This is a genomic window from Pirellulimonas nuda, from assembly GCF_007750855.1.
GTDB classification, from domain to species: Bacteria; Planctomycetota; Planctomycetia; order Pirellulales; family Lacipirellulaceae; genus Pirellulimonas; species Pirellulimonas nuda.
Genome location: NZ_CP036291.1, coordinates 4,113,235 through 4,138,708, shown reverse-complemented (window position 1 = coordinate 4,138,708; position 25,474 = coordinate 4,113,235). Strand labels below are relative to the sequence as shown.

General features: G+C 69.2%; 14 protein-coding genes. 7 read left to right on the top strand and 7 right to left on the bottom strand.

Going from position 1 to position 25,474, the window contains the following annotated elements; all coding sequences use genetic code 11:
- Positions 1-35 precede the first annotated feature (35 nt).
- From Pla175_RS16015 to Pla175_RS16005, 3 genes are all read right to left on the bottom strand, one after another.
- Positions 36-986, bottom strand: a complete 951-nt coding sequence (locus tag Pla175_RS16015) for a leucine-rich repeat domain-containing protein (protein WP_197526899.1) — start codon at positions 984-986, stop codon at positions 36-38.
- Between the two features lie 170 nt (positions 987-1,156).
- Positions 1,157-2,650 (bottom strand): alpha-L-fucosidase, encoded by a 1,494-nt coding sequence (locus Pla175_RS16010; RefSeq protein ID WP_145287167.1) that lies wholly within the window; start codon positions 2,648-2,650, stop codon positions 1,157-1,159.
- A gap of 12 nt (positions 2,651-2,662) precedes the next feature.
- Positions 2,663-4,855, bottom strand: coding sequence for a right-handed parallel beta-helix repeat-containing protein (locus Pla175_RS16005; protein ID WP_145287163.1), 2,193 nt, complete (start codon positions 4,853-4,855; stop codon positions 2,663-2,665).
- A gap of 299 nt (positions 4,856-5,154) precedes the next feature.
- Here Pla175_RS16005 and Pla175_RS16000 point away from each other — a divergent pair, with 299 nt between their 5' ends.
- From Pla175_RS16000 to Pla175_RS15990, 3 genes are read left to right on the top strand one after another with little or no spacing between them, the layout of a single operon-like run.
- Positions 5,155-5,763, top strand: coding sequence for a hypothetical protein (locus tag Pla175_RS16000; RefSeq protein WP_145287160.1), 609 nt, complete (start codon positions 5,155-5,157; stop codon positions 5,761-5,763).
- 7 nt (positions 5,764-5,770) lie between these two features.
- On the top strand, positions 5,771-6,502 hold the full coding sequence (locus Pla175_RS15995; RefSeq protein ID WP_145287157.1) for an ABC transporter substrate-binding protein: 732 nt from the start codon (positions 5,771-5,773) through the stop codon (positions 6,500-6,502).
- Positions 6,483-7,502 carry a DUF1559 family PulG-like putative transporter gene (locus Pla175_RS15990; RefSeq protein WP_145287154.1) on the top strand — a complete coding sequence of 340 codons (1,020 nt, stop codon included), beginning with the start codon at positions 6,483-6,485 and terminating at the stop codon, positions 7,500-7,502. Before Pla175_RS15995 ends, Pla175_RS15990 begins: the two co-directional genes overlap by 20 nt.
- A gap of 87 nt (positions 7,503-7,589) precedes the next feature.
- On the opposite strand, the gene Pla175_RS15985 is transcribed toward Pla175_RS15990, so the two are convergent.
- Positions 7,590-8,957 (bottom strand): Gfo/Idh/MocA family protein, encoded by a 1,368-nt coding sequence (locus Pla175_RS15985; RefSeq protein WP_145287151.1) that lies wholly within the window; start codon positions 8,955-8,957, stop codon positions 7,590-7,592.
- Positions 8,958-9,294: 337 nt separating this feature from the next.
- On the opposite strand from Pla175_RS15985, the gene Pla175_RS15980 reads away from it, so the two are divergent.
- From Pla175_RS15980 to Pla175_RS15965, 4 genes are all read left to right on the top strand, one after another.
- The gene (locus Pla175_RS15980; protein WP_197526898.1) at positions 9,295-13,947 is read left to right on the top strand and encodes an Lhr family helicase; all 4,653 of its coding nucleotides are present in this window, start codon (positions 9,295-9,297) and stop codon (positions 13,945-13,947) included.
- Between the two features lie 245 nt (positions 13,948-14,192).
- Positions 14,193-15,023: an Fpg/Nei family DNA glycosylase gene (locus tag Pla175_RS15975; RefSeq protein ID WP_145287148.1), complete on the top strand. Its 831-nt coding sequence runs from the start codon at positions 14,193-14,195 to the stop codon at positions 15,021-15,023.
- 85 nt (positions 15,024-15,108) lie between these two features.
- A complete protein-coding gene (locus Pla175_RS15970; protein ID WP_145287145.1) occupies positions 15,109-16,362 on the top strand; it encodes a PQQ-binding-like beta-propeller repeat protein in 1,254 nt (417 codons plus the stop codon).
- Positions 16,363-16,453: 91 nt separating this feature from the next.
- Positions 16,454-17,830 carry a sulfatase family protein gene (locus tag Pla175_RS15965; RefSeq protein ID WP_145287142.1) on the top strand — a complete coding sequence of 459 codons (1,377 nt, stop codon included), beginning with the start codon at positions 16,454-16,456 and terminating at the stop codon, positions 17,828-17,830.
- Positions 17,831-17,958: 128 nt separating this feature from the next.
- Here Pla175_RS15965 and Pla175_RS15960 read toward each other — a convergent pair whose 3' ends face one another.
- The 3 genes from Pla175_RS15960 to Pla175_RS15950 all read right to left on the bottom strand — a co-directional run bounded on the left by Pla175_RS15960 (position 17,959) and on the right by Pla175_RS15950 (position 25,458).
- The gene (locus tag Pla175_RS15960; protein ID WP_145287138.1) at positions 17,959-19,686 is read right to left on the bottom strand and encodes a cation:proton antiporter; all 1,728 of its coding nucleotides are present in this window, start codon (positions 19,684-19,686) and stop codon (positions 17,959-17,961) included.
- Between the two features lie 196 nt (positions 19,687-19,882).
- Positions 19,883-21,316: a carbohydrate porin gene (locus Pla175_RS15955; protein ID WP_145287135.1), complete on the bottom strand. Its 1,434-nt coding sequence runs from the start codon at positions 21,314-21,316 to the stop codon at positions 19,883-19,885.
- A gap of 152 nt (positions 21,317-21,468) precedes the next feature.
- The gene (locus tag Pla175_RS15950; protein ID WP_145287131.1) at positions 21,469-25,458 is read right to left on the bottom strand and encodes an AAA family ATPase; all 3,990 of its coding nucleotides are present in this window, start codon (positions 25,456-25,458) and stop codon (positions 21,469-21,471) included.
- Positions 25,459-25,474 lie beyond the last annotated feature (16 nt).

Below are 25,474 nucleotides of genomic sequence, written 5' to 3'. Positions count from 1 at the left end.
ATGGCGCGCAGCTCTCACGGAAGCTGGCGACGCACTCAATTGATGACCTGGCAAGCCGGCAAGCGCTCTCTGAGTTGCTTCACCATTCCGTCAGTAACGTGCGGGCCCCGCACGTTGAGCCATCGCAGCGATTTGAGGCCTAGAAGGTGGGCGACGCCAGAATCGCTTGCGTCCGAATAAGACAGGTCAAGATGCCTCAAGTGTTGCAGGGCGCCCAGGCGCTCGAGCCCGGCGTCAATCGCCACGTCTTGCAGGATCAAGGTCTGCAACTTCTCCAGTTTTGCCAGGTGCGTGCATCCACGGTCAGAGATTAGTGTTTTGCTCAGGTCTAAACGCTCCAAATGGGGCAGGCTTGCCGCCACGTGGGCGAGGCCTTCGTCCGTAAGCCCCGTGCCTTCGAGCGAGAGTGCAACTAGCCGAAAAAGACCGTTGACCTGTCGAAACGCGTCACCCGACACCGTAGAAAAACTGAGGTCCAGACTCTCCAGTTGGCGGTGGTCGCTAATGGCCGAAGGCAGGGCTTTTACGTCCAACTCGCCGTCTCGTAGCGCAAGATAGGTCAGCCCTTTCAGGCCGCTTACGCACTGCAGCGCCGGTGCGTCCATCGAAATTCGGCTGACGAAGAGAACTTCCAGATCGTCAAGCTGGCTGATTGTTCTCCAGTCATCGCTGCTAACGGTTTTGTCATGCAGAAAGAGGCGTTGGAGGCCATGCAGTTTTGCGAGTGATGCTGCCTTCAGGTCGGACTCTCTGCCGGGCTGAGCCGACACCACCGAATGACGCATGTCGAACGGCAGCAGCGACATCGGCCAGGCTGCGGGAGGTGGAGCCGTGACCGTCAGCAGCAACGACCGCGCGAGTTGCTTGTGTTGTCGATCGACGGGCTCATGCGTTGCTAAGCGTGGCAGGTCGCCGCGGGCCACTTGGAAGTCGTATCTAAGCAGATAGCCGCAGGCCGTAAGCTCCCGCACGGCCGCTTGCTGCACGCGGGCCCGTTGAAGTGCGCCCCCAAGTAGGCAAAAGAGACCAGCAAAAAGCGCACTCACGACCAATAGGGAACGAACCGAGAACCGCCCGCAGATCCATCTCCGCAAGAAGCCCATCCGTTTACCCCTCGCGAAGATAGCTCGTAGTCCGCTCGCCGCCGCCCCTCCGCCTACTCCTGCAACGTGATCGCAAAGCCGGTCACCAGCGCGTCGGGGAGCTCCGCGGGCAGTTGGATCGTCAGCCCGTCGGCGCCACGCTTCCAGTCGATCTTCGCGTCGCTGCCCATCATCCGGACCGACGCAACCTCACGATCTAGCGGGCCGCCGGTTGCGAGGGTCTTGATCACGATGTCCTCGGTCGGCGGCGCCAGCACGAACGCGTACAGCACCCCGTTGTTGCTGGTGAAGCGGATGTCTGCTTGAGAGAAGTCTTGGTGGTTCTCGCCCTGGCGGCCATCCTTCATCTTCAGCGGTCCCTCGCCGTACACCTTCCAGGGGCGCGAGCCGTAGATCCCTTCGCCGTTGATCTTCAGGAAGTCGCCGAAGGCGGTTAGGTAGGCGGCCTGGTTCTCGGGCAGGGTGCCGTCGCCACGCAGCGCGACGTTGAGCATCACGACCCCGTTCTTGCTGATGGCGTCGATGGCGTTGCCCACCATCACGGGGATGCTCATCTTGTTGACCGCGTTCTTGCGGTAGAACCAGCCGCCGGACAGGTCGGTCGCCCACATCCAGGGCTGCGGCTTGATCTCGCCGGCGCTGCCCCGCTCCAGGTTGTAGGTGAAGGCGGCGCGGTCGGCCTTGGCGTCCTTGAAGGAGAGCACAACGGTCTGCTTGCCGTTGTTTTCCTCGAGGTCGCGGTTGATGTAGTCGGTGAAGAGCTTGATCCCCAGCCCTTTGCCGCCGCCGATGGACGGGTAGGGGCTGTCGTTGTTGAACATGTCGGGGTCGTACTTCTCGATCAGGTCCCAGCAGCGGGCGTACCAGTGCTCGTTCCAACTGTCTTGGGTGGCGTAGCCCCGGGGGCTGTAGTCCATGTTGAAGAACTCCCACTCGGGCGTGCCGGGCTTCTGGTACTGGCGGGCAGACGCCAAGAAGCGCGGCGACCAGTAGAGGTGGGTCGAGACGCCGAACTTCAGCCCGTGCTTTGTAGCGGCTTCCTTCCACTCCCGAAGCGTGTCGCGGTGCGGGCCCATCTTGACCGAGTTCCACGGAAAGAAGGAGTCGTACATGTCGAAGTTGTCGTGGTGGCAGGCGACCGGCATGATGAAGCGGGCGCCGTTGTCTTTGAAGAACGCCACCAGCGCGTCGGGGTCCCACTTCTCTGCCTTGAACAACGGGATCAGGTCCTCGTAGCCGAACTCCGAGGGGTGCCCGTAGTGCTGGGTGTGCCACCGGGTCAGGGTCTCCGACATGCCCAGCTTGCCCGTGTAGTCGTCCGGGACGATCGCGTACATACGACGGGCGTAGTGCGACCCGTCGTTGGGGCGGTTCTCATCGGCCGCCGAGGAGATCCCCCAGTGCATCCACACGCCGATCTTGCCGTCCACAAACCAGTCGGGCAAGTCGTAGTGGGCGGCCAGCGACTCCCATGTCGGCTCCACCTCGGCGGCCGAAGCCGCGCCGGCCAACACCAGCGCCAAAACCCCTGCATTGAAAAATCGCATACGAAAGCTCCACTAGTTTTCTGATTTGAGAAGTCCGCACCGCGACCAGTCGATCGGCTTAATGCCCAGCCCGAGCGCGGGCGAGCCGGGCTTGAAGCGGAAGTCGCCGCTTTCTGGGTCGACGAACAACGGGTCCACGGCCAGGCTGTGCTGGTCGACGCCGTCGGCCCGCTGCTTGGCCAGCATCGCCTCGCCCAACTGGGGATCGGCCGCGCAGAAGTAGAGGTTGTAGTCGGTGTCGGCGTCCTTGGAGCGCGCCAGCCCCCGCCCCCGGCGGTCTTCCGAAGCGCTCCGCCCGGCGGGGGGCAGCTCGTCGATAAAGACGCACTCCGTGCCGGAGGAGTAGAAGATGTTCTGCTTGATCACCGCGCCCGTCATGGGGCCCTCGCGCACCGCCAGGTAGTAGCCGCGTGGCGGCGCGATGATGTCTGCCACGATGTTGTTCTCGCAGCGGTTGTTCAGCTTCAGCATGATGCCCTGGGAAACGCACTTGTAGATCAGGTTCTCGGCGATCAGGGTGTCTGTCTGGCCGCCGTCGGTGCGGATGGCGCACTGCATGATCATCGGGGCGACCATGTGGTGGACGTAGTTGCGGCGGATCACGTTGCCCGGGCCCGCGCCGCGCACGTAGATGGCGTTGCCGTCCCCCAACTGCTGCATGACGTGGTGGATCTCGTTGAGCTCGATCTGGTTGCCACGCGTGTGCAGGTAGGGACGCACGTCGTCCAGCGTCGGCCTGGCCGGCAGGCCGACCACCTCGTGCCGGCGGATGGTTCGGCCGAGCTCCCGACCGCGTTTGGCGAAGAAGTCGGTCATGCACCCGCTGATAATCACGCCGGTGTAGGGGGTGTGGTGGATCAGGTTGTTCGCCACACGGTTCTCGCCGCTCTGCCAGACCATGATGCCGGGCGAGTGGGAGTAGATTCGGCCGACGTGGTGGATGTGGTTGTTTGTAACGACGTTGTGGTGGTTGACGTCCTTGGTCCCCGGGCCGTAGCCGCACAGCAGCACGCCGGCGCCCCCCATCTGCTCGATGTGGTTCCCGGAGACCTCGTTCTGCTGCCCGTGCAGGTCGATACGCACGGCCCCGCTGCCGCTGTGGGCAAAGCGGCACTGCTGGATCGCGCACCGCTCGGCGCCCCGCAGGCGGACCAGCGCGTTGGCCTTGTCGTGCATGTCCCAGTCGTGCTGCAGCCCGGCGTCGTCCTTGCTAAGCAGGTAGCGCTCGCCGTGCATGAACGTCAGGCCGCGGAAGCACAGGTTGCGCACCGGCGTGTCGCTGGGCCCCGCCTTGTCGACCTCGCCCTCAACCAGGATCAGCTCCGTCAACCGAGGCGCCACAACGGGCGAGTCGCCCCGCGGCCACAGGTACAGCTTCCCCTCGTCTGTGTTCAGCACCCACTCACCCGGCTCGTCGAGCCCTTCGAGCACGTTCTCCACCCAGCACGACGGCGTCTCTTTGAGGAAGTGGAGCCGGTTCATCGCGTAGGTGGCGTCGAGCGAAGTGCGGGCGGTTTGCGTCTGCTCGTCGACCGACGTCAGCGGCAGCACGTTCACGATCCAGGCGTGGTGGGGGCGGACGATGATCTCGACGTCTTCGACGTTCGCCCACTCTCTCAGCCGGCCCCGCGGGAAACGCAACGCGTTGCGGCTCCCCCCGTCCAGCGGGATGAAGCCGGCCGTGCGCGCCCGTGGCAGGGGGCCGTCGGAATCGTACAGGGTGTAGAACCGCCGCGAGACGTCGGCGACCTTCACCTTGCCGCGCGCCGCCTCTGGCAGGCCCGGCAGCGAGTCGGGCGCTTGGCGCCAATCCCCTACCGCTTGCCCCGAACTGAACACGGGCTTCTCTCCCGGGTAGGCCGCGTACGTCACGGTGGCGTCGCCGCGGCCCGAGTCCTCAAGGCCGAACCGCACGGTTTCATCTAAGCGGTAGACGCCGCCGCGGATGTGCACCAACACGTCGGCCTCACGGCGGTCTTGGGGCAACCCCCGCACGGCGTCCCGCGTCCGCGCTAGGGTGGCGAAGGGCCCATCGGTTCGGTCCTGGTTCGGCTCGGGCAGGGCGCCCGACCAGGCGTCCGAGCCGTCGGTCGCTACATAGAAGCTGGCGGCGGGGCCGCTCGGTTCGACGGGCTCGGCACACTGGGCGTGTAGCGCGGCCGAGAGCACGGCGCCGAAAAAGAAGATCAAGCTCGCTGGCCGCATGGCGTCCCTCGAAAGAAAAGGGCCGGCGGAACTGCGCTCCACCGGCGTCTGCAGCGGCGAGATCGGAAACCGGCCGAGGCGCCCCGCGACGCTATCTTAGCCGCCCCCAGGATCGGGGTGCAATTGTTTCCGCGGCGGGCACGCTTCGCAGCGCGGGATGCAGAAGCACGCGCCCCCTCCGTGGGCGTTACTTGGGGGGCTGGATCGTCTATCCTCAGGGGCGTGGGCGCTGCGATCCTGCTGCGTCACCCGGCCGACCGGCGTGATGCCGGTCGGCGCCGCGTTGCGAGGTTACACAAATGACAGAGTCGGGCTCTTGGCCGTACGGCGATTACTGGCGGGCCAGCCGGTTGCGCCCGGCGCTCGCAGGGGGCGCCGCGGGGCTCTGGTCGCGAGAAGCAGCCCTCTTGGCGGTCGCGGGGGTGCTGGCCGCGTGCGCCGTGACCTTCCTGCCCACGCCGATCCGGGCGCCGGGCCACGCGATCCTCAAGGCGACGCTGCCGATCGTTGCGGGCGTGGCGCTGGCGCCGCGGTTGTGGGCCGGTTCGCTGTGCGGCGCCGCTGCCGCGGCCAGCACGGGGCTGATGCTGGGCCTGGGCTTGGGGAACCTGCAGCCCGCCGCCGTCGCTGCGCTGCTCGCCATCGGGCCCGCCATCGACTTGGCGATGCGCGGCGCGGGGCGGGGCGGTTGGACGCTCTACCTGCGGTTCGCCCTGGCCGGGCTGGCGGCAAACCTGTTTGCGTTCGCGGTGCGGTGGGGCGTTGCCTGGCTGGCGCTCGACGGCGCGCGTCTCCACACCATGCAGCAGATCGGGCCGGGGGCGCTGGCGTCGTTCGCCCTGTGCGGGCTGGCGGCCGGGCTGGTGAGCGGCGTGCTCTGCTTCCGCGGCGCTGCGCCGCCGGAGTGAAACACCCGTGTTCTACGTTGGCCTCGACGACACCGACATGCCCGACACGCCCGGCACCAACCAGTTGGCGCGGCACGTGGTGCAGCGGCTCGCGGGGCGGTGGCGTGGGCGCCTGATCACCCGGCACCAGCTTCTGGAAGACCCGCGCGTTCCTTGCACCCGCAAGAACGGCTGCGTGGCGGTCTCGTTCGATCCGCTCGACGCTGCCGACGCGCTGGCCGGGGGCGACGAACTTCTGGCGGGAGCGATCGCCGAGTTGATGGCCCCCTGGTGCCCCGTCGGCAGCGACCCGGGGCTGTGCGTTTGCGTGGGCGAGCCGCCGGCGCCGGTCGTCGCGTTCGGCCTAGAGTGCAAACGCGAGCTGGTCGACCAGCCAAGGGCACGCGGCCTAGCCGCCCAGCACGGCATCCTGCTGCGCGGCCTGGGGGGGACCCAGGACGGGGTGATCGGCGCGCTGGCCGCGATCGGCCTGGCGGCCTCACGCGACGACGGCCGCGTGATCTACAACGGCGCCGCCGAGCGCGACCACTTCGACGTGTCGGGCGATCACGCCGTGGCTACGCTGGGCGTGTTCGGGGTCGACGAGGTCCGCCGGCTCGACAACCAACGGGGGGTCGACGACGGCGTGGTTGCGCTCGGCAAGCGGCTGCGGCCCAACTACCGGGCGGGCAAGATCGTGCTGTACGTCCTCCCCAGCCAACAGGAGGGGATCGACTGGGATGCCCAACGCGTGCTGTAAGCAGGGGACAGACGCCCCGCTCCGCGGCCGGGCCGGTTTTACGCTGGTCGAGCTGCTGACGACGGTCGCCATCATCGGCGTGCTGCTGGGGCTGCTGCTGCCGGCGGTGCAGGGCGCCCGAGAGTCTGCTCGGCGCTCGCAGTGCCAGAACCAACTGCGGCAGCTCGCGCTGGCGACGCTGAATTACGAGTCTGCTGTGCGTAGTTTTCCGCCGGGGGTGCGGCAGGAGTTTTTCTCCGCGGCGCCGGCGTACCGGGGGTCGTCGCTGTTCGTGCACCTGCTGCCCTACCTCGAGCAGTCGGGGGTGCGGCAGGCATGGGACTTCGCCGACCCGCAGAACAACGCGTTCGGGGGCGATTCGGCGCTCACCGCCACGGTGCTGCCGGTGCTGGTCTGTCCGTCGGAGCAGATCGAGACGAACCCTATCTCGCAGCAAGGGTGGCGTTACGCGCTGGCCAGCTACGGCGGCAACGGCGGCACGCGTACCTACTTCCCGACGAGCGCGGCGTGCGACGGCATGTTCCACCTCACCGGGCCGGCCTCCGAGCCGCTGCCCAACCAGAAGCCGGTGCGGCATCGCGAGGTGGTCGACGGGGCGAGCCGCACGCTGCTGCTGGGCGAACGCAGCCGCATTGACGCGAACTTCGAGGCGTTTGCCGCGGCGGGCTGGGAGCAGAGCCTGACGACCTGGGGGTGGTGGGCGCCCTCCGGCGGACGCAAGGCCATCGGCCACGTGACGCTCAGCGCGCAGGGGCCCATCAACTACCAGGTGCCGTTCTCGCCGGGGGGGTCGGGCTCGGCCGCTTCGCAGGCCGACCTGGGAAGCAGGTTTGCGTCCGTCCGCGACCAGCGTCTCAGCGCGTACGGCAGCGGCCACCCCGGGGGGGCGAACTTCGCCCTGGCAGACGGGTCGGTGCAGCACCTGCACCAGTCGGCCGCGCTGGGCGTGCTGCGAGCGCTGGCCACCCGCGACGCAGACGAGTCGCCCGCCGGCGAGTGACGTTCGGCGCCCGTCCCGTGCAGCAAGCGCCCTGCGCCCGAGCGCACCCGATCGGCCTTTCGGCCGATCGGGCGCAGGGCGCGGACTTTAGCCCTGCTCGATCTCGTAGCCCTCGCGGTAGGGCCGGGCCAGCATGCTGTTGGCCTGCTCGTCGCCGACGACCTGCTCCGTGGCGTTGTCCCACTGAAAGCCGCGGCCGAGCCGGGCCGAGATGCCCGCCATGTGGCAGACGTTGAGCATCTCCATGTGGGAGTGGACATCGGAGATGGGCTCTTTTTGCTCGCGGGCGCAGTACAAGAAGCTGGCCCAGTGGGCGCCGCGTTCGTTGCCCTCCATCGGCAGCCCCTTGTAGGCGGCCTGGATGGCGCCCTCGGGGAGCGGGTTGTCCTTCAGTTCGTCTACCGGGGCGCCCACCAGCTTGCCGCGGTTGACGAAGATGCGGCCCTTGTCGCCGGTGATCAGGGCGCCGTTGTCGGTGTCGTCGCGGATGATCATCTCGGTCCCGCCGGGGTACTTCACGGTGAAGTTGAACTTCGTGGCGGTGTTGTAGCGGTCGTTCAGCACCGCCTTGCCGTCCTTGAAGTCGACCGGGTGCGTGGCGTCGCCTTCGATCGAGAGGGGGCCGTCGGTCTGGCCGTTGAGCTTGAGGGCCCAGTTGCAGATGTCGACGTGGTGGGCGCCCCAGTCGGTCAGCTTGCCGCCGGAGTACTCGTACCACCAGCGGAACTCGTAGTGCCCGTTGGTGAAGCCGCGCTTGCCACGGTTCGAAAGGTACCGGTAGTCGGCCGACGGCACGGGGCCGAGCCAGCGGTCCCAGTTGAGGCCCTCGGGCGCATCGGCCACGGGGATGGCGGGGCTGGTGGGGGCGCCGCCGATGGCGGCCTGCACCTGAGTGATCTTGCCCAGCCGGCCGTCGGCGACGATCGCCATCGCCTTGGTGAACAGCCGGAACGTGCTGCGTTGCTGGGTGCCTACCTGAACGATCCGGCCGGTCTCCTTCTGCACTTTGCGGATCTGCTTCCCTTCGTCGATGGTGAGGGTCAGCGGCTTCTCGCAGTAGACGTCCTTGCCGGCCAGCATCGCCTCGATCAGCGGCTTGGTGTGCCAGTGGTCGGGGGTGGCGATGTGGATGACGCCGATGTCTTTGCGGTCGAGGATGGCGCGGTAGTCCTCGTGCAGCTCGGCTTTGCCGCCGGCAAACCGCTTGTTGAACTGGCGGGCGCGGCCCGCGTCGACGTCGGAGACGGCGACGACGTTCAGCCAATCCTTCGCCGCGTTGATGTTGCCCGTGGCCATGCCCCCTGCGCCGATGATGCCGATGTTCACCTTGTCGCTTGCGAGCTCGGCGCCCAACGCACGCGGGGTCGAGAAGAAGTAGGGGGTGGCGAGCGCGGCGCCGCCGGCGAGCGACGTCTTGAGGAAGCCGCGGCGGTCGGAGTTGGTGTTGGGGGTCATGTTTGCCTTTCTCAGGGAGGTTCGCTGGCGAAAAGGTTTTGCGATAAGGGGAACAACAAGTTCGTATTATAACCCCCTGGCAACCGCGTGTCTTGCGGTCGTCGGCGCCTAGCCCGCCGGGCCCCCCGCCCCGCGCAGGAAGAGGGGAAGCGTCGAAAATCGCCGCAGAATCGGGCCACTTCGAGGGATCCTGCGCGCCGTTGGCGGGTGAGGCGGTAGAATGCCTCGTCCTCCATCCGGTTGTGGATGCCCGCGCGACGTTGTGTCGTTCCGCGTTTTCCCCCTGTGTACCGCCCGGCCCCGCCCAGCGGCGCTGCCCGTGACGCCCGCCCCAGCCTTGAAGCACGCCCCAACCGCCGCCGACGCCCCGGGCCCCTCGGGGATGCAGTCGCTGCACGCCTGCACGCGTGGATGGTTCGAAGACTCGTTCTCGGGGCCCACCGGCATCCAGCGGGCCGCGTGGCCGGTGCTGTCGGCGGGCCGCAGTGGGCTGTTGCTGGCGCCCACCGGGTCGGGGAAGACGCTGGCCGCGTTCCTGGCTGCGATCGACCGGTTGATGTTCCCCCCGGCGGGCGGCGCCGGACCCGACACGCCCCCGGCCAAAGGGGTGCGCGTGCTCTACATCTCGCCGCTGAAGGCGCTGGCGGTCGACATCGACCGCAACCTGCGGGCGCCGCTGGCCGGGATCCACGCCGCGGCCGATCGCTCGGCCACCCCCCACCGCCTGCCGCGGGTTGCGGTGCGTTCGGGCGACACCTCCGCGGCCGAGCGGCGTGAGATCCAGCGCGACCCCCCGGACATCTTGATCACGACCCCCGAGTCGCTGTACCTGATGCTCACGTCGAAGAGCCGCGAGGCGCTGGCGACGGTCGACTCGGTGATCATCGACGAGATCCACGCCGTGGCGGCGACCAAGCGCGGCGTCCACTTGTTCTTGTCGCTCGAGCGGCTAGAGCGGCTGCGGCGCGGGGCGCGGCCCGACGCGGCGCCGCTGCAGCGGATCGGGTTGTCGGCCACCCAGCGGCCGCTGGAGGAGATCGCCCGCCTCTTGGGGGGCGCCGACGCGACGGCCGACCCCGACCTTCCCCCGCGGCCGCGGCCGGTAGAGATCATCGACGCCAGCGAGCCGAAGCGGCTGGAGCTGACCGTTGAGGTGCCGGTGGACGACATGGCCAACCTCAGCCGGCCGCAAGACGTCACGCCGGGCCCCACGTCGGGCCCGTCGGCGCCGCCGTCCATCTGGCCGGCGATCCACCCCCGGCTGGTTGAGCTGATCCGCGGGCACCGCTCGACGATGATCTTCGTCAACAGCCGTCGGCTGGCCGAGCGGCTCGCCGCAGCGATCAACGAGCTGGCCGAAGAAGAAATCGCCCTGGCGCACCACGGCTCGATCGCCCACGCGCAGCGCGTGGCGATCGAAGACCGGCTCAAACGCGGCCAGCTTCCGGCCATTGTCGCGACCAGCTCATTGGAGCTGGGGATCGACATGGGCGCCGTCGACCTGGTCGTGCAAATCGAGGCGCCCCCGTCGGTGGCGTCCGGAATGCAGCGGATCGGCCGCGCGGGGCACCACATCGGGGCGCCCTCCAAGGGGGTGATCTTTCCCAAGTTCCGCGGCGACCTGCTGGCGTGCGCGGCCGCCACGCTGCGGATGCGTAGCGGGCTGGTCGAGACGACGCGCTACCCACGCAACACGCTGGACGTGCTGGCGCAGCAGATGGTGGCCATCGCCGCGATGGAGCCCCTAGGCGTCGACGATCTGTACGCCATGGTCCGCGGCGCGGCGCCGTTCGCCGAGCTCCCGCGCGCGCTGTTCGACGGCGTGCTTGACCTGCTCGCCGGGCGCTACCCCAGCGACGAGTTTTCTGAGCTGCGGCCACGGCTGAACTGGGACCGCCTGGCCGGCACGGTCGGCCCGCGGAAGACCTCGCAGCGGATCGCCGTGCTCAACGCCGGCGCCATCCCCGACCGCGGCCTGTACGGCGTGTTCCTCGCCGCAGAGCCCGGCGCCGTGGGGCTGCGCGTGGGTGAGCTGGACGAAGAGATGGTGTTCGAGACACGGGCCGGCGAGGTGTTCTTGCTGGGGGCGTCGTCGTGGCGGGTGCTAGAGATCACGCGCGACCGGGTGATCGTGACCCCCGCGCCGGGCGAGCCCGGCAAGATGCCCTTCTGGCGCGGCGACGGGCCGGGGCGCCCGCTCGACTTCGGCCGCGTGGTGGGGGAGCTGACGCGCAAGCTCGCGGGCGCCGGCCGTGAGGAGACGGTCCGCGCGCTCCGCGACGAGGCGGGCCTCGACGACCGCGCCGTCAGCAACCTGCTGCAGTACATCGACGAACAAACGGCCGCCGCGGGCGAGCCGCCGACCGACAAGACGATCGTCGTCGAGACGTTCCTCGACGAGATCGGCGACTGGCGCGTGGTGGTGCTCTCGCCGTTCGGCGCGCGGGTGCACGCCCCTTGGGCGCTGGCCATCGCGCAGCGGCTGCGCGAGCAGTCGGGGCTGGAGCTCGACCTGATGTGGTCCGACGACGGCATCGTGCTGCGGCTCCCCGAGAGCGAACCGCTGCCGGGCGTCGACGCGCTGCTGATGGGCGCGGGCGAGGTCGAGGACCTGGTGGTGCGGCACCTGGGCTCGACGGCGCTGTTCGCGTCGCACTTCCGCGAGAACGCGGCCCGGGCGCTGCTGCTGCCCCGGCGGCAGCCGGGCCGGCGGACGCCGCTGTGGCTGCAGCGACGCAAGTCGGCCGACCTGCTGGCGGTCGCCTCGCGGTACGAGCGGTTCCCCATCTTGCTAGAGACCTACCGCGAGTGTCTACGCGACGTGTTCGACGTCCCGGGGCTGAAGCAGCTCTTGGGGGAGATCGCGCGGCAGCAGGTGCGTGTGCACGCGGTGGAGACCGACTCGCCGTCGCCGTTTGCGGCGTCGTTGATGTTCAACTACACGGCCAACTTCCTCTACGAGGGAGACGCGCCGCTGGCAGAGCGGCGGGCACAATCGCTGGCGCTCGACCACGCCCAGCTCCGCGAGCTGCTGGGCGCCGCCGACTACCGCGAGCTGCTGGACGCCGACGCGATCGACGAGGTCGCGCTCGGTTTGCAGCGGCTCGACGAGCGGCGGGTGGGCGACGCCGACGCGGTGCACGACCTGCTGCTCTACCTGGGAGACCTCAGCGAGCACGAGCTGATGCAACGCGTGCAGCCAGACGCGGCGGCGGCCGGATTGGCGACGGGCTGGGTGGAGGGGCTGCTGCGGGCGCGTCGCATCATCCGCGTGCGCATCGCTGGCGAGCCGCGGCTGGCGGCGGCCGAGGACGCGGCGCGGCTGCGCGACGCCCTGGGTGTGCAGCCCCCGCCGGGCCTGCCCGAGGCGTTCCTCGAGACCGGCGCCGCGCCGCTGGCCGATTTGTTGTCGCGCTACGCGCGCACGCGTGGCCCTTTCACCGCGGCCGACGCCGCGGCCCGGTTTGGGCTGGGCGAGGCGACCGCTCGCGGCGTGCTGGAGACGCTCGCCGCGGCGGGCCGCGTGCTGCGGGGAGAGTTCTTGCCCGGCGGCGTGGGCGAAGAGTGGGTCGACGCCGGCGTGCTCAAGCGGATCAAGCGGCTGTCGCTGGCCCGGCTGCGCAAGCAAGTCGAGCCCGTAGCGCCCGAGGTGCTCGCTCGGTTTTTGCCGGTGTGGCAAGGGCTCGACAAGCCGCGTCGCGGGCTCGATGGGCTGCTCGACGCGGTCGAGCAGTTGCAGGGGGCGCCGCTGGCCGCCTCGGCGCTCGAGCGCGACATCCTCCCGGCGCGTGTTGTCGACTACCTGCCGGGGCAGCTCGACGAGCTTTGCGCGGCGGGCGAGGTGGTGTGGCGGGGCGTCGAGGCGTCGGGGCCCAGCGACGGGCGGATTGCGCTCTACCTGGCCGACAGCTTCCCGCTACTGGCCCCGCCGGCGACTGCGGAAGAGGGCGCCGCCGAGGCGGCCATCATTACCGCGCTGCGTGAGCGGGGCGCCCAGTTCTTTGACGAGTTGCTGCGCAGCGTTGGGGGCTTCAAGCACGACATGATCGATTCGCTATGGCGGTTGGTGTGGAGCGGCGCGGTCACCAACGATACGCTGGCGCCGATGCGCTCGCGGCTGCGCGTCTCGAAGCCGGCGAGCGCTACGCGGAGCCGCGTCCGGGGGGGACGCGACCCGCGGGTCCGCTTCCGGTCGCGGCGGACCTCGGCGCTTGCCGGTTCCGAGGGGCGTTGGTCGCTGCTGCCCGGGGCCGAAGCCGAGGCCCTCTCGCCGACCGTCCGGCAGACGGCGCTCGTTGAGCAGCTCTTGCGTCGCTACGGCGTGGTGACGCGCGGGGTCGTGGGTCGCGAGACCGTCGTCGGCGGGTTCGGCGCGCTCTACCCGGTGCTCCGCGCGATGGAAGAAGCGGGCAAGGTGCGGCGTGGCTACTTTGTCGAAGGGATGGGGGGCGCCCAGTTCGCGCTGCCGGGCTCAGAGGACCTGCTGCGTCGCGATCCCCGGATCGCCCCCGACGCGGCCATCGAAGAGCGGGTGCTGGCGCTCTCGGCCGCGGACCCGGCCTGCGCCTACGGGTCGCTGCTGAAGTGGCCCGCCACGCGCGACCCCGCCGCCCAGCTGCAACGCACCGCCGGCGCCGCGGTGCTGATCGACGCCGCGAGCGGGCAGATGCTGGCCTACCTCGCCCGGTCGACGCGGCGCTTGGCGACGGTCCCCAGCGAAGGGGGCGCTACCGCCGACGACTCCGGCGACCTGCTCGCTCAGCGGCTGGCCAAGCTGGCCGAAGCGACCGGCCCGCTGCTGCTGGACCGCATCGACGGCGCGCCGATCGGCGAGTCGCCGCTGTGCGACGCGCTGCGGCGGGCGGGGTTCGTCTCGACCAGCCGCGGCTACCTCCACCGCGGCGTCGGCCGGATGACGCGGCTCGACGTGATGGCGTCGCGTCGCGACCCGGCAGAGCTGGACGGCGATCTCGAACGCGAAACAGAGTAGATGGTTCGCAATCGTAGTTTGCGGCTGGAAGAAAGTCACAGAGCCACGCAGAGCACCGAGAACGGGAAGGCCAAGAGAAGGGAACCGCCGATGAACGCGGATACACGCCGATACGTTCGAGCAGTGTTCCCGTTTGTCATCTACGTTGATCGTCGCCCATCGGCGGTTGGTTTCTCGTTTTCGGCTCAGTGTTCTCTGTGACTCTGTGGTTTGCTTCTTGCGTGTTCGTCAAACCCCTAGATACTATGCCCGAAGGCGACACCATCTTCCGTTCGGCCGTTCAGTTGCGTAGGGCGATCGAGGGCCGTGCGATCGACCGCGCCGATGTGTGGGATCGGCTGCGCGACAGCCTGCTGGGCGGGCTGGCGGGGCGCACCATTACGGCCGTCGAGGCCCGCGGCAAGCACCTGCTGATGCACCTCTCGCAAGGGGGCGCCATCCATTCCCACATGGGGATGACCGGCTCTTGGCACCTCTACCCGGCCGGCGAGCCGTGGCAGAAGCCGGCGTCGTACGCCGCGCTCACACTGACGTTCGACGGCCTGCAGGCGGTCTGCTTCACGCCCAAGACGCTCGAGCACCTGAGCAGCGACGCCCTGCGGCGGCACCCGCACCTCTCGGGCTTGGGACCCGACCTGCTTGCCGGGGAGTTCGCCATGGAGGAAGCGGTCGCACGGCTGCGCGGGGCCGAGGGGACGCCCCTGGGGGTGGCGGTGATGAACCAGCGATTGGTGAGCGGCATCGGCAACGTCTACAAGTCGGAGGTGCTGTTCCTGCAGAAGCTCGACCCGTTCGCCGACGTCGCGGCCTATTCGGACGACGAGCTGCGGGCCGTGCTCGCCGTGGCCCGCCGGCACATGCTCCGCAACCTCGACGGCCGGCCGCGGGCGACCCGCGTCGGCGCCGGCGCCCGGCTGTGGGTGTACCACCGCAGCGGGGGGCCCTGCCTGAAGTGCGAGGGGCCGATCGCCATGCAGCGGCAGGGGGAAGCGGGGCGGTCGACCTACTGGTGCCCCGCCTGCCAGCCGAGCCGCAGGTCTTCCGATGGTTCCGCGGGCTGTCCAGATCCGAGATAGCTCCTAACGTGCATAACGGAGCTGGTTCGATCTATGGCGGTCTCGCTGCGCTCCTTAATCGTCCCTAATTCTCACTGGAGCCGGCATGATGCTAAGACAAGCGGTTACTTGGTGCGCACTGGTCGCCGTGGTTCTGGGTACGGCTTCCGCGTCAGCCGATACAGGGGCAGACGCAGGCTGGCCCCAATGGCGGGGGCCGCTGCGTGACGGCCGGGCCCTGGGGGACGTTTGGCCCGAGTCGCTTGGCGAGGACCACTTGAAGCAGCGCTGGCGGGCAGAGCTGGGGCCCAGCTACTCGGGCCCGATCGTTGTCGGAAACCGCGTCTTCACCACCGAGACGCGCGACGAGAAGACCGAAGTCACGTCGGCCTTCGACCTGACCACGGGAGAACGGCTATGGGAGACGCAGTGGCCCGGCGCCATGAAGGTTCCGTTTTTTGCTGCTTCGAACGGCAGCTGGATCCGCGCCACACCGGCCGCGGATGACGACGCGCTGTACGTGGTCGGCATCCGAGACGTTCTGGTTGCGCTCGACCAGCAGTCTGGGGCGGAGCGCTGGCGGATCGATTTCCCGAAGGACTTCGGGTCTGAGCCGCCGGCGTTTGGCGCGGCCTCGTCGCCGATCGTCACCGAGCAATTCCTCTATGCGCAGATGGGGGGCGGGCTCGCGAAGATCGACAAGAAGACCGGCGAGGTGCTGTGGAACGTCGCCCGCAGCGGACCAGGGATGGCGTCGTCTGGGGCGTTCAGCTCCCCGTACCTGGCAGAGGTTGGGGGCAGGACGTGTTTGGTAGTGCAGACGCGTCAAGAGCTCAAGGGGGTCGACCCCGAGTCGGGCGAGGTGCGTTGGTCGCAGCCCATCGACGCCTTCCAAGGCATGAACATCCTCACCCCAGTGGTCTATCGAGACAGCCTGTTCACCAGCGCCCACACGGGGCGTTCGCAGATGTGGCGATTGAGCGATGAGGATCCAGGACAGATCGAAGAGTTGTGGCAGAACAAATCGCAGGCCTACATGTCGTCTCCCGTGGTTGTGGGCGGCTACCTGTACATGCACCTGCGGAACCAGCGGCTGCAGTGCCTCGACCTCGCCACCGGCGAAGAAAAGTGGCGCACCAAGCCGTTTGGCAAGTATCAGAGCCTGGTCGTGCTGGGAGACCGCATCTTGGCGCTCGACGCACGCGGCGAACTAATCCTGTTCCGCGCTACGCCGGAGGCCTTTGAGCAGATCGATGCGCGCAAGGTGAGCGACGAAGAAACTTGGGCGCACCTAGCCGTGTGCCAGGGGGTGGTGATCGTCCGCGAGCTGAACGCCCTGGCCGTGTACGATTGGAAGTAGGGACGCGGGCAGCGGCGATGCGTCACGCAAGAGGTTATACTCGGTGGGCCGCCTGCTCCTGTACCCTCCAACCCGACGCGGGACCTCTTCGATGCGCTACGTGCTGATTGTTGCTGCTGCGTTTGTCTGCTCCGTCGCCTGCCCCCCCGCGTGTGTCCGCGGCGCCGACTCGGCGGGTCGGCCGATGAACATAGTGGTGCTGTACGCCGACGACTGGCGGCACGACACGCTGGGCGTTGCGGGCAACCCCGTGGTGTTGACCCCCAACCTCGACCGGCTGGCGGGCCAGGGGGTGCGGTTCACGGACAACTACGTGACCACATCGATCTGCGGCGTGAGCCGCGCCACGCTGTTTACCGGGCAGTGGATGACCCGGCACGGCAACCGGGCGTTCGGGCCCTTCAACACGCCGTGGCAAGAGACCTTCCCCGGGCTGCTGCGCCAGCAAGGCTACTTCGTCGGGCACGTTGGCAAGTGGCACAACGGCAAGTTCCCGGCCCAGAACTTCGACTTCGGCCGCTCGTACTCCGGCAAGCACTGGATCGACCAGCCAGACGGCTCCAAGATCCACGTGACGCAGAAGAACCAAGACGACGCGATCGAGTTCCTCAACACCCGGCCCGCGAACAAGCCGTTCTGCCTGACCGTGGCCTTCTTCGCGACGCACGCCGAAGACAGCAACCCGCTGCAGTTCTTGCCCCAACCCGAAAGCATGGAGCTGTACAAGGACGTGACGGTCCCGGTGGCGCCGAACGCCACCGACGCGTCGTTCCGTCGGCTGCCGGACTTCGTCGCCAACGAGAAGAACGAGGGACGCAATCGCTGGCACTGGCGCTTCGACACTCCCGAGAAGCACCAGACGATGATGAAAAACTACTACCGGCTGGCGACCGAGGTCGACGCAACTTGCGGCCGCGTGATCGAGGAGCTGCGTCGGCAGGGGACGCTCGAGGACACCCTCGTGATCTTCACTACCGATAACGGCTACTACCACGCCGAGCACGGGCTGGCCGACAAGTGGTACCCCCACCAAGAAAGCATCCGCGTGCCGCTAATCATCCGCGACCCGCGGATGCCCGAAGCCGAGCGCGGCTCGACCGACGACGCGATGACTCTGAACGTCGACCTGGCGCCAACCGTGCTAGCGGCCGCCGGCGTTGCGGCGCCCCCGGGGATGCAGGGGCGCGACCTGAGCCCGTTGTACCTTGCCCAGCAAAGGCCCGAGTGGCGCGAGGAGTTCTTCTACGAGCACCCCACCATCCGCGACGTGAGCTTCATCCCGTCGTCCGAGGCGCTGGTGCGCAGGGACTGGAAGTACATGTTCTGGCCCGACTTCGACCGCGAGCAGCTCTTCGACCTCAAGGCAGACCCGCGCGAAGAAAACGACCTGGCGGGCGACCCCGCGTCGGCCGAGCGGCTGGCGGAGATGCGGGCCCGCTTCGCCCAGCTCAAAGCGTCGGCACGCTGAGCCGAAAGCACGGAAGGCTGCCCACGAATCACACGAATAGAACAAATGGGGTCTTCAACGTATTCGCTTCGTTCGTGTGATTGGTGGGCAACCCTCCGTCTTAGGAATGGGAATCTACGATTGACCCGCTACTCTGGCGTCGGCGGCTCGCCCGCGATCACCCGGCGGACGCGTTGGGCCATGCGGCGGCCGATCTCGTCCTCTTCGTCGGCTACCTCGTGGGCGCCGGCGTTTAGCAGCTCCCAGTGCCAGACGTGGTAGCGGCAGCGGACGATTAAATAGGCTTCCGGGGCGAGGTCGCGGACGTTGTCGATGAGTTGCCGCGTCGCCTTGTGGTCTGGCACCACCAGCACTACCACCCGCGCGCGGTGCACGCCGGCGTGCTCCAGCACCTCCGACTGGGTCGCGTCTCCCAAGAACCCGGTCAGCCCGTAGCGCTCGGCCACGGCGATGTTGTCTGGGTTCATGTCGACCACGACGATCGGCCCCGGCTTTGAGCCGAGGATCCCTTCTGCGACCCGCTGGCCGGCGGGGCCGAAGCCGATGATCATCACCGTGTCGGGGTCGATCGGCACCTCCTCGGAGTCCGGCGCCGCCACGCCGCTCAGCAGCGAGTCTCCTCCGAAGCGTCCGAGCCGCGCGGCGAACCAGGCCCCGATCCGCGGGGCGGCCGCCACGAAGTAGGGGGTGAGGATCAGGCTGAGGATGGTGGCCGAGATGAGGGCCCGGAACGTGTCGACCGACATCAGCGCGACGCCGTCGATGGGCGTCTGGGCGATCGTGGCCAGCACGAAGGAGAACTCGCCGATCTGCGCCAGGCAGAGCCCGGTGGCCACCGAGTAGCGCAGCGGTTGGCCCATCAGCCGTCCGACCAGCGCGATGATCAGTGGCTTGCCGATCACGATGGCGACCAAGATGGCGCCCACCAGCGGCAGGTGCTGCACAAGCCACCACGGGTCGCCGAACATGCCGATCGACGCGAAGAAGAGGGTCACCAGCAAGGTGCTCAGGGGCCGCACGTCGGCCCGCACCTGAGTGGCGAACGGCGAGGCCGCCAGCATCACCCCCCCCGCGAACGCGCCCAACGCGGGGCTGAGCCCCAACTGGTGGGCCGCCCAGGCCGAGCCGAGCGCCAGGATCATGGCCAGCAGGATCGGCAGGTCGCGGTTGCGCCGCCAGGCGCGTTGCTTCAGCAGCCGCGGCGCCAGCAGGCCGAACACCAGGTAGAACCCGCCGATCAGCCCGACCGCCAGCAGCAGGCTGAGGGTCAGCTTCCACGCCATCGCGCCCATCGCTTGGCCGCCCGCCATGGCGCTCACGGCGAGCATCATCGGCACCACGGCCACGTCTTGCACCAGCAGCACGCCCAGGGCCGCTCGGCCGTGGATGCCGTCCAGCTCCGCCCGGTCGGTGAGCATCCGCAGCACGCAGGCGGTCGAGCTCATCGCGATCATCATGCCGATCACGAGCGCCTCCTGCCCGCCGACGCCGCACGCCACGGCGCCGGCCCAGCCCGCGGCGGTGGTGAGGACCACCTGCAGCACGCCCACGCCCAGGGCGGCGGCGCCCAGGTCCAGCAGCCGGCGGGGGGAGAACTCCAGCCCGATCACGAACAGCAGCAGCGCCACGCCGAGTTCGGCGAAGTTGTGGATCGCTTCTTGCTTGCTGATCCAGCCCAGCACGTTGGGGCCGGCCAGCGTCCCCGCCACCAGGTACCCCACGATGGAGCTCTGCCGAAGACGCTCCGCGACCGTGCCGAGCACCATCGCCGCCAGCAGCAGCAGCAGGGCGTCGCGCAGCGAGTCCCACACCCCGAAGTCAACGATCTCCGTCCCTGCCGCGATGCCGCAAATCATAAACGCCCGAGGATCGCACCGAGATCGAATCGCGCGCCCGGCGATGCGTGCCGGCGGCCGCGGCCGAGACAAACCTGCTCCGGCCAGACCAGTATGCACACACGCCTAGCGGGGCCAAGTGAACCCGGAGCCCCGGGGGCCCCGGTCTGGGCGCGTCGCTAGCAGCGGCCGGCCCGAGGGGCCGGCGAGCCGAGGGCTAGAAGCCCACGGTTCCACGCAGCCCCACCACGACCGCGGTGTCGTTGTCCGCGATAGCGGGCTCGATGACCTGTAGGTCGCCGGTGAGCTGGAAGGACTGGGAGATCGCGGCGCTGTAGTACAGCTCGACCCCGTCCACGTCACGCAGGTCCAGCACGGGGCTGAGCAGGTTGACGAAGTCGTTGCTCAGGCCGGTGTGGAAGTAGCCGATGCCCACCGCGTCGTGCGGACGCGAGTCGCGGAAGCCGGAGGCCTGCAACGCTACGTTGGCGCTCCAGCCGACGGGGCTGGTCTGCTGATCGGCCAGGCCCCACATGCTCAGCACGCTGATGTTGCGTTTGGGGTTGCAGCCGTCCATCCACAACGCCTTCTCGTAGATGTACAGCAGCGTGTAGGCGCCCCCGACCGGGGTCGACTGGATCCCCTGGCCCGGGACGAACACAAAGTCGGTCCGGTCGAGCGAGGTGTACTCGCCGGTCGACCAGATGCCCGAGAAGAAGTGCGACCCCGGCAGGTCGGCCACGTCGGTAAAGAACCGCACGAAGCCCATGATGTTGGCCCCGTTGTTAAACATGTCGTCGAAACCGCTTGTCGTGGCCACGCTCTGATTGTCGAAGACAATCAGGCCCGCCTGGGGCTGCGTGCCGTTCATCTTCATGGCGCCCGCCCCCATAAACGACAGCGGCACCGTGCGTGCGACGGACACCGGGATGATCATCGACACGTTCATGAAGCCGTTCACCCCGCGTCCGGTCTGCGGGTACAGGCTGTAGAACAAATCGAACCCGTTGAACTTGCCGGCGGTCGCCTGCAGGTCTTCGGTAAGGTTCTGCGCCAGGCTCAGCCCGGTGATCGCGGTGCTGTGCTCTCCTTCTTGGGGGTAGAGCATCGCGCCGTTGACCGGCGCCAGGCCGACCGCGTCGAAGTTCACGTCCTCGCCGAAGCGGGTCTCTGCGTGCATCGTCATGGTGGTCCCTTCCCACAGCCCCAGCTTGGTGCTGTCGAGGATCAGGAACTGGTCGATCTTGCCGCCGTAGTCGAAGGTCTGCTCGGCTCCCCCGCTGGCGACCCCTTGGTAGAACTGGGTCGCCTGGCCGAGGTAGGTGACGCCGTGGGCCGCCATCGCCTCGGTGGCCGACGTCAGGCTCTGGGCCAGGTGGTCGCCCAGTTCGGTGTGGATGCAGTAGCCGTAGCCGGGCGGATCGGGGCAGCAGCAGCACCGGCAGGGCTGCGAATCGCACGAGGCGAGTGAGACCGGGTCGGCCGTGCCGACCGCCTGCGGGGACGCTTCCCACTGGCTGGTGGCGAACTGGATGTCGTTCACGCCGTCGCTGCCGCGGGCCTGTGAGCCGGCGCCAAGCAGCAACGCCGAGGCGATCAGACCGCGCCCACCGAGAACCAGGGCCGCACGCGTGCTCAATCGATTCGTCATCCCGTCGCTTCCTTGCGTGAGTCAGGCGCCCTCGGGCAGGTTCCGCCGCTTGTGATTCGTTATCGGCGGAGCCGCGGGGCGCCATCACGGATCGGTTCGGCAGAAGGGGCGGTGACTGTTGGGCAAGATAGTGGGGCGCGGCGCTGCGCCCGTCAGCGACGCTCGGCCGGCTCGCTGCCGGCATCCAGCTCGGCCTGGGTCAGCCGCGTCTCCAGCTCGATCCCCAGCCGGCCCGCCTCGGCGAGGCTCCGGCGGAAGCAACGCTCTGCCCGGCCCAGGCGGCCCTCGAGCCGCGCCACGGCGCCGCGCAACCGCCAGGCGCGCGGCCTGCCGATCGGGAAGACCTTCGCAAAGCGGCGCACGACCCCCACGGACCCCACGGCCGCACGCCGCGCCCCGCGGTTGGCGGGGTCGCGGCGCCACAGCCCGAGGCGGAGCTCCGCGACCCCGGCGATGCCCTCCAACGCCGAGACCGTCACGTGCGGGCTCTCGGCGATCAGCCGGTCGACCGTGGCGGCGTGCCGTTCCGCGGCCCCGGCGTCGCCGAGCCGCCAGTGGACGATGGCCAGCAGCCCGGCGGCGCGGAGCTCCTCGGTGCGGTCCTTGCGGTTTTCGAGCAGCGCCAAGGCTTTGTTGAGCTCCGACCGGGCGCCCTCGAGCCTCCCTTGCCGATACAGGCACTCGCCGCGGCCGCAGTGGCCCCAGGCGCGGTGCAGGTCGTTGCCGGCCTGCTCGCCGAGCCAACGCAGCCGCTCGAAATGCCTGCGGCTCTGGTCGTACTTGGCGAGGAAGCAGTCGTGCATGGCGAGCACCGTCACCGACTCGGCCAACTGGCGGTGGTCGCCGAGCCGCTCGCTGATCTCGATCGCCTCGAGGCTGACCCGCTCGACCCGGTCCCATGCGCCGCGACCCATCCAGTACATGCCGACCACCGCCAGCGTGTACGCCAGCGCCGGCAGGTCGTCGACGTCGTGTCCCACGCGTTCGGCCGCGTTGGCGTACAGGCGCGCCAACGGATCGACGCGCAGCAGCGAGGCGATGATCGACATGCTGGCGTACGACACGGCCAGCACGGGGGATTCTTGCACCCCCTCGGCGTGGTTGAGCGCGGCGAGTGTGCGGTTGACCCCCACGCCGATGTCGTTGGTGAAGTAGCAGATCTGCGCGATCCGCTGGCTGGCCAGCGCCGCCTCGAGCCGCTTGGCGTTGTTGCCTGAGAGCGGCTCGGCCGACTTGCGCGGACGCACCCCGCGGGCCCGGTGGCCGAGCTGAACCGCCACCTGCGCCGCCGTGCTCAGCGCGATCTCGGTCGATGTCTTGGGCGACGGGTAGCCGAACAGCCGCAGCGACTCTTCGGCGTAGCGGCGCGCGCCCTCCAGGTCGCCCAGCACGAAGCTCGCCTCGCCCATCAGCCGGGCCCACCGCGCGTCGCGCGTTGGATCGGCGTGCGGCTGCGAATCGGCGAGCCGCCGGCGGGCCTTCTCGAACAGCTCGAAGGCCTCGCGGCCCGCGCCGCCTCGCAGCGCCTGCTCGCCGGCCAGGTCGAGGTACTTCAGCTCGTGCTGCAACTCGCCCCCCGCGCCCCAGTGGTGAGCCAGCAGCGGGTAGCGCGAGCTGGGCTCTTGGTCGGACCCCTCGTACCAACGCGCAATGTCGCGGTGCAGCGCCCCGCGCTGCCGACGCGGGAGCTGGCCGTAGGCCACCTGCTGGACCGTGCCGTGCCGGAACGCCATGGTCGGCTCGGGCAGCGCCGTGCCGGGCCGCACCAGGTCGCGCTGCTGCAGGTCGCCCAGGTACCCGGGGATGCAGTCGGCGTCTTGCCGCACCGGGTAGACGTCCGAAAGCACACGGCGGCCGAAGACCCGGCCTACCACGCTGGCCACCTGCAGCGTCAGGCGCTCGGGCGGAGGGAGCTGATTCACGCGGCCGGTGATCAGGTCATTCACGCGTGCGGGTACGCCTACCGGGCCGTCACCCACCAAGTCGCCGACTCCGTCGCCGGTGCTCACGGCGTTGCTGCTGCGGAGCAGGCTGATGAGTTCTTCGGCGAACAGCGGGTTCCCCTGCGAGCGTTCAAAGACGAAGTGGGCGAGCCGCGGCGTCACGCGGTCCACCTTCAGCCGGTCCTGCGCCAGCTCAGCGATTTGCTCGACCGGCAGCAGGTCGAGCCTGAGGCGCAGCAGGCCCGGTTCCGCGAGCCACTGGCCGTAGGCCGGCGGCCGCGGCTCTTGCGGGGTGCGCAGGAACAGCCCGATCGAAAGCGGCTTGACCCGGCGGAGCGCCAGCGCGGTGAACTCCCAGCTGCTCCAGTCCGCCCACTGCATGTCGTCCAGCAAGATCGCCAGCGGGCCGCGTCGCGACGCCACGCCGGTCAGCAGCGCCACCAGCGTCTCGTGCAGGTTCACGGCCCGTGTCGAGCCGGTGAGCTGCTTGACGATCTCTGTCTCGGGCAGGCGCAGGTCGAGCAGCGGGTTGAGCAAGGGAGCGAGCCGGTGCAGGTCGGCGGGGAGCTGCTCCAGGAGCTTGGCTTGCCGCGCGTCGGTTTGGGACTCTTCGTCGAGCCCGAGCATCCGCGAGAGCGCCTGCCGCCACGGGAAGTACGCCGTGCTGGTCTCGATCAGGCTGCACTCGCCGACGAACGGGGTGACGCCCAGCTCGATCGCGTGGGACTGCGTGGCGCGTAGCAGCTCCGACTTGCCGACCCCCGGCTCTCCCTCAACCATCACCCACGCGTTGGCGTTGTCGCGGCCCGCCTGCAGCGCGTCGCGCAGCAGGGCCATTTCTGGCCCGCGGCCGACCAGCGGGCGAGGCGCCGCGGGCCCGAGGGAGGGCGCCCGCCGATCGGCGCCCAGGCGGAACACCCCCTGGGCGCGCTCGAACCCCTTCAGGCGCAGCGGCGGCAGCGGCTCGAAGCCGAACCGTGCGGGCGCCTGCTGCTGCGTCTGCTCGTCGCAGAGTGTCTCTTCGTGGGCGTGCTGCATCAGCCGCGCCGCCAGGTTCATCACGTTTCCCATCACCGTGTACTGTTGGCGGCGGGCGCTCCCCAGCGGGCCGCAGAACGCCTGGCCAGAGGCCGCGCCCGCCCCCGCGCGGATCCCCGCCTCGGCCAGCGCGGGGCCGAGCCGGTCGATCATCGACAGCGCCCGTGCCGCACGCTGTTCGCCCGCGTGGGGGGGGAGCCCGAACACGACGATGCCGACGGTCCCTTTTTCTTCCTGCGTCAACTGGAGCACGGCGCCGCCGCACTGGGCCGCGGACTGCTGCAGCAGCCGCATCGCCGACTGCATCCGCGCCGCGTCGGGGGGGCCCGGGCTGTCGGGCCAAGAGAACCGCAGGAACACGGCGGTCACCTGCATCAGGTCGGCCAGCCAGTCACCCTGCCCGGCGTCGATGCGGGCCAGCACCGCCTGCGGGACGAGCTTGCAGAGCTGGTCCCACGCGCTTTCGGCCGCCTCGCGTTGTTCCAGCGGGCGGGGCGCGGGCGCGGCCAATACGCCGTCGCAGGCGAGGCAGCCGTCCTCGTACCGGCGCCCCACCAGCCGGTCGCCCGCCGCATCGGCGGCCTGGGGCGACGCCACCACCGCGCCGACCGGGCACCGTGCGTCGGCGATCCGGAGCTGCTCTAGCGGGCTCCCCAACAACGCAATCTGCCAATTGTCGTCGATGCCCCCCAGGCAGCAGGCCGTGAGCTCGCCCGCCGCGACGCTGACGCGGAGCGACAGCCGCACCCCTTCGGCGACCGGGAAGTCCGTCAGCCGGGCTTGTATCTCGAGGCAGCACTGCGCGGCCCGCACGACCTCGTCGGCCAGCAGTGTGGGCCGGTCGTGGGCGGTCTCGGGGACGGGCCACACGGCCATCAACGCGTCGCCGGCGAACCTCACCACGTCGCCCCCGTGCAGCTCGACCAGGTCGATCAGGGCGCCGTAGTAGGTGTTCAGAAGCTGCGTGAGCTGCTCGGCGCCTTCGGCGCCCAGCCCGGTGAGCCGGCCCGCCAGCCGGGTGAAGCCGCTGACGTCGGCAAACACTACCGCGGCGTCGAGCGTCTGGGTCCAGCCCCCCAGCGCCTCGCCCGGCCGCTCGGCGACCCGGCGCTTGGCGAGCTCGGGGACGAACAGCTCCAAGTGTCGCCGGCGTAGGTCCATCGGTCTGTGTGGTGCG

What these genes read in the sequence shown, in the direction of transcription:
- Pla175_RS15950 (WP_145287131.1), bottom strand. Translation starts at nt 25,458, where the DNA reads ATGGACCTACGCCGGCGACACTTGGAGCTGTTCGTCCCCGAGCTCGCC.
- Pla175_RS15955 (WP_145287135.1), bottom strand. Translation starts at nt 21,316, where the DNA reads ATGACGAATCGATTGAGCACGCGTGCGGCCCTGGTTCTCGGTGGGCGC.
- Pla175_RS16000 (WP_145287160.1), top strand. Translation starts at nt 5,155, where the DNA reads ATGACAGAGTCGGGCTCTTGGCCGTACGGCGATTACTGGCGGGCCAGC.
- Pla175_RS15990 (WP_145287154.1), top strand. Translation starts at nt 6,483, where the DNA reads ATGCCCAACGCGTGCTGTAAGCAGGGGACAGACGCCCCGCTCCGCGGC.
- Pla175_RS15985 (WP_145287151.1), bottom strand. Translation starts at nt 8,957, where the DNA reads ATGACCCCCAACACCAACTCCGACCGCCGCGGCTTCCTCAAGACGTCG.
- Pla175_RS15975 (WP_145287148.1), top strand. Translation starts at nt 14,193, where the DNA reads ATGCCCGAAGGCGACACCATCTTCCGTTCGGCCGTTCAGTTGCGTAGG.
- Pla175_RS15965 (WP_145287142.1), top strand. Translation starts at nt 16,454, where the DNA reads ATGCGCTACGTGCTGATTGTTGCTGCTGCGTTTGTCTGCTCCGTCGCC.
- Pla175_RS16005 (WP_145287163.1), bottom strand. Translation starts at nt 4,855, where the DNA reads ATGCGGCCAGCGAGCTTGATCTTCTTTTTCGGCGCCGTGCTCTCGGCC.
- Pla175_RS15970 (WP_145287145.1), top strand. Translation starts at nt 15,109, where the DNA reads ATGATGCTAAGACAAGCGGTTACTTGGTGCGCACTGGTCGCCGTGGTT.
- Pla175_RS16010 (WP_145287167.1), bottom strand. Translation starts at nt 2,650, where the DNA reads ATGCGATTTTTCAATGCAGGGGTTTTGGCGCTGGTGTTGGCCGGCGCG.
- Pla175_RS15960 (WP_145287138.1), bottom strand. Translation starts at nt 19,686, where the DNA reads ATGATTTGCGGCATCGCGGCAGGGACGGAGATCGTTGACTTCGGGGTG.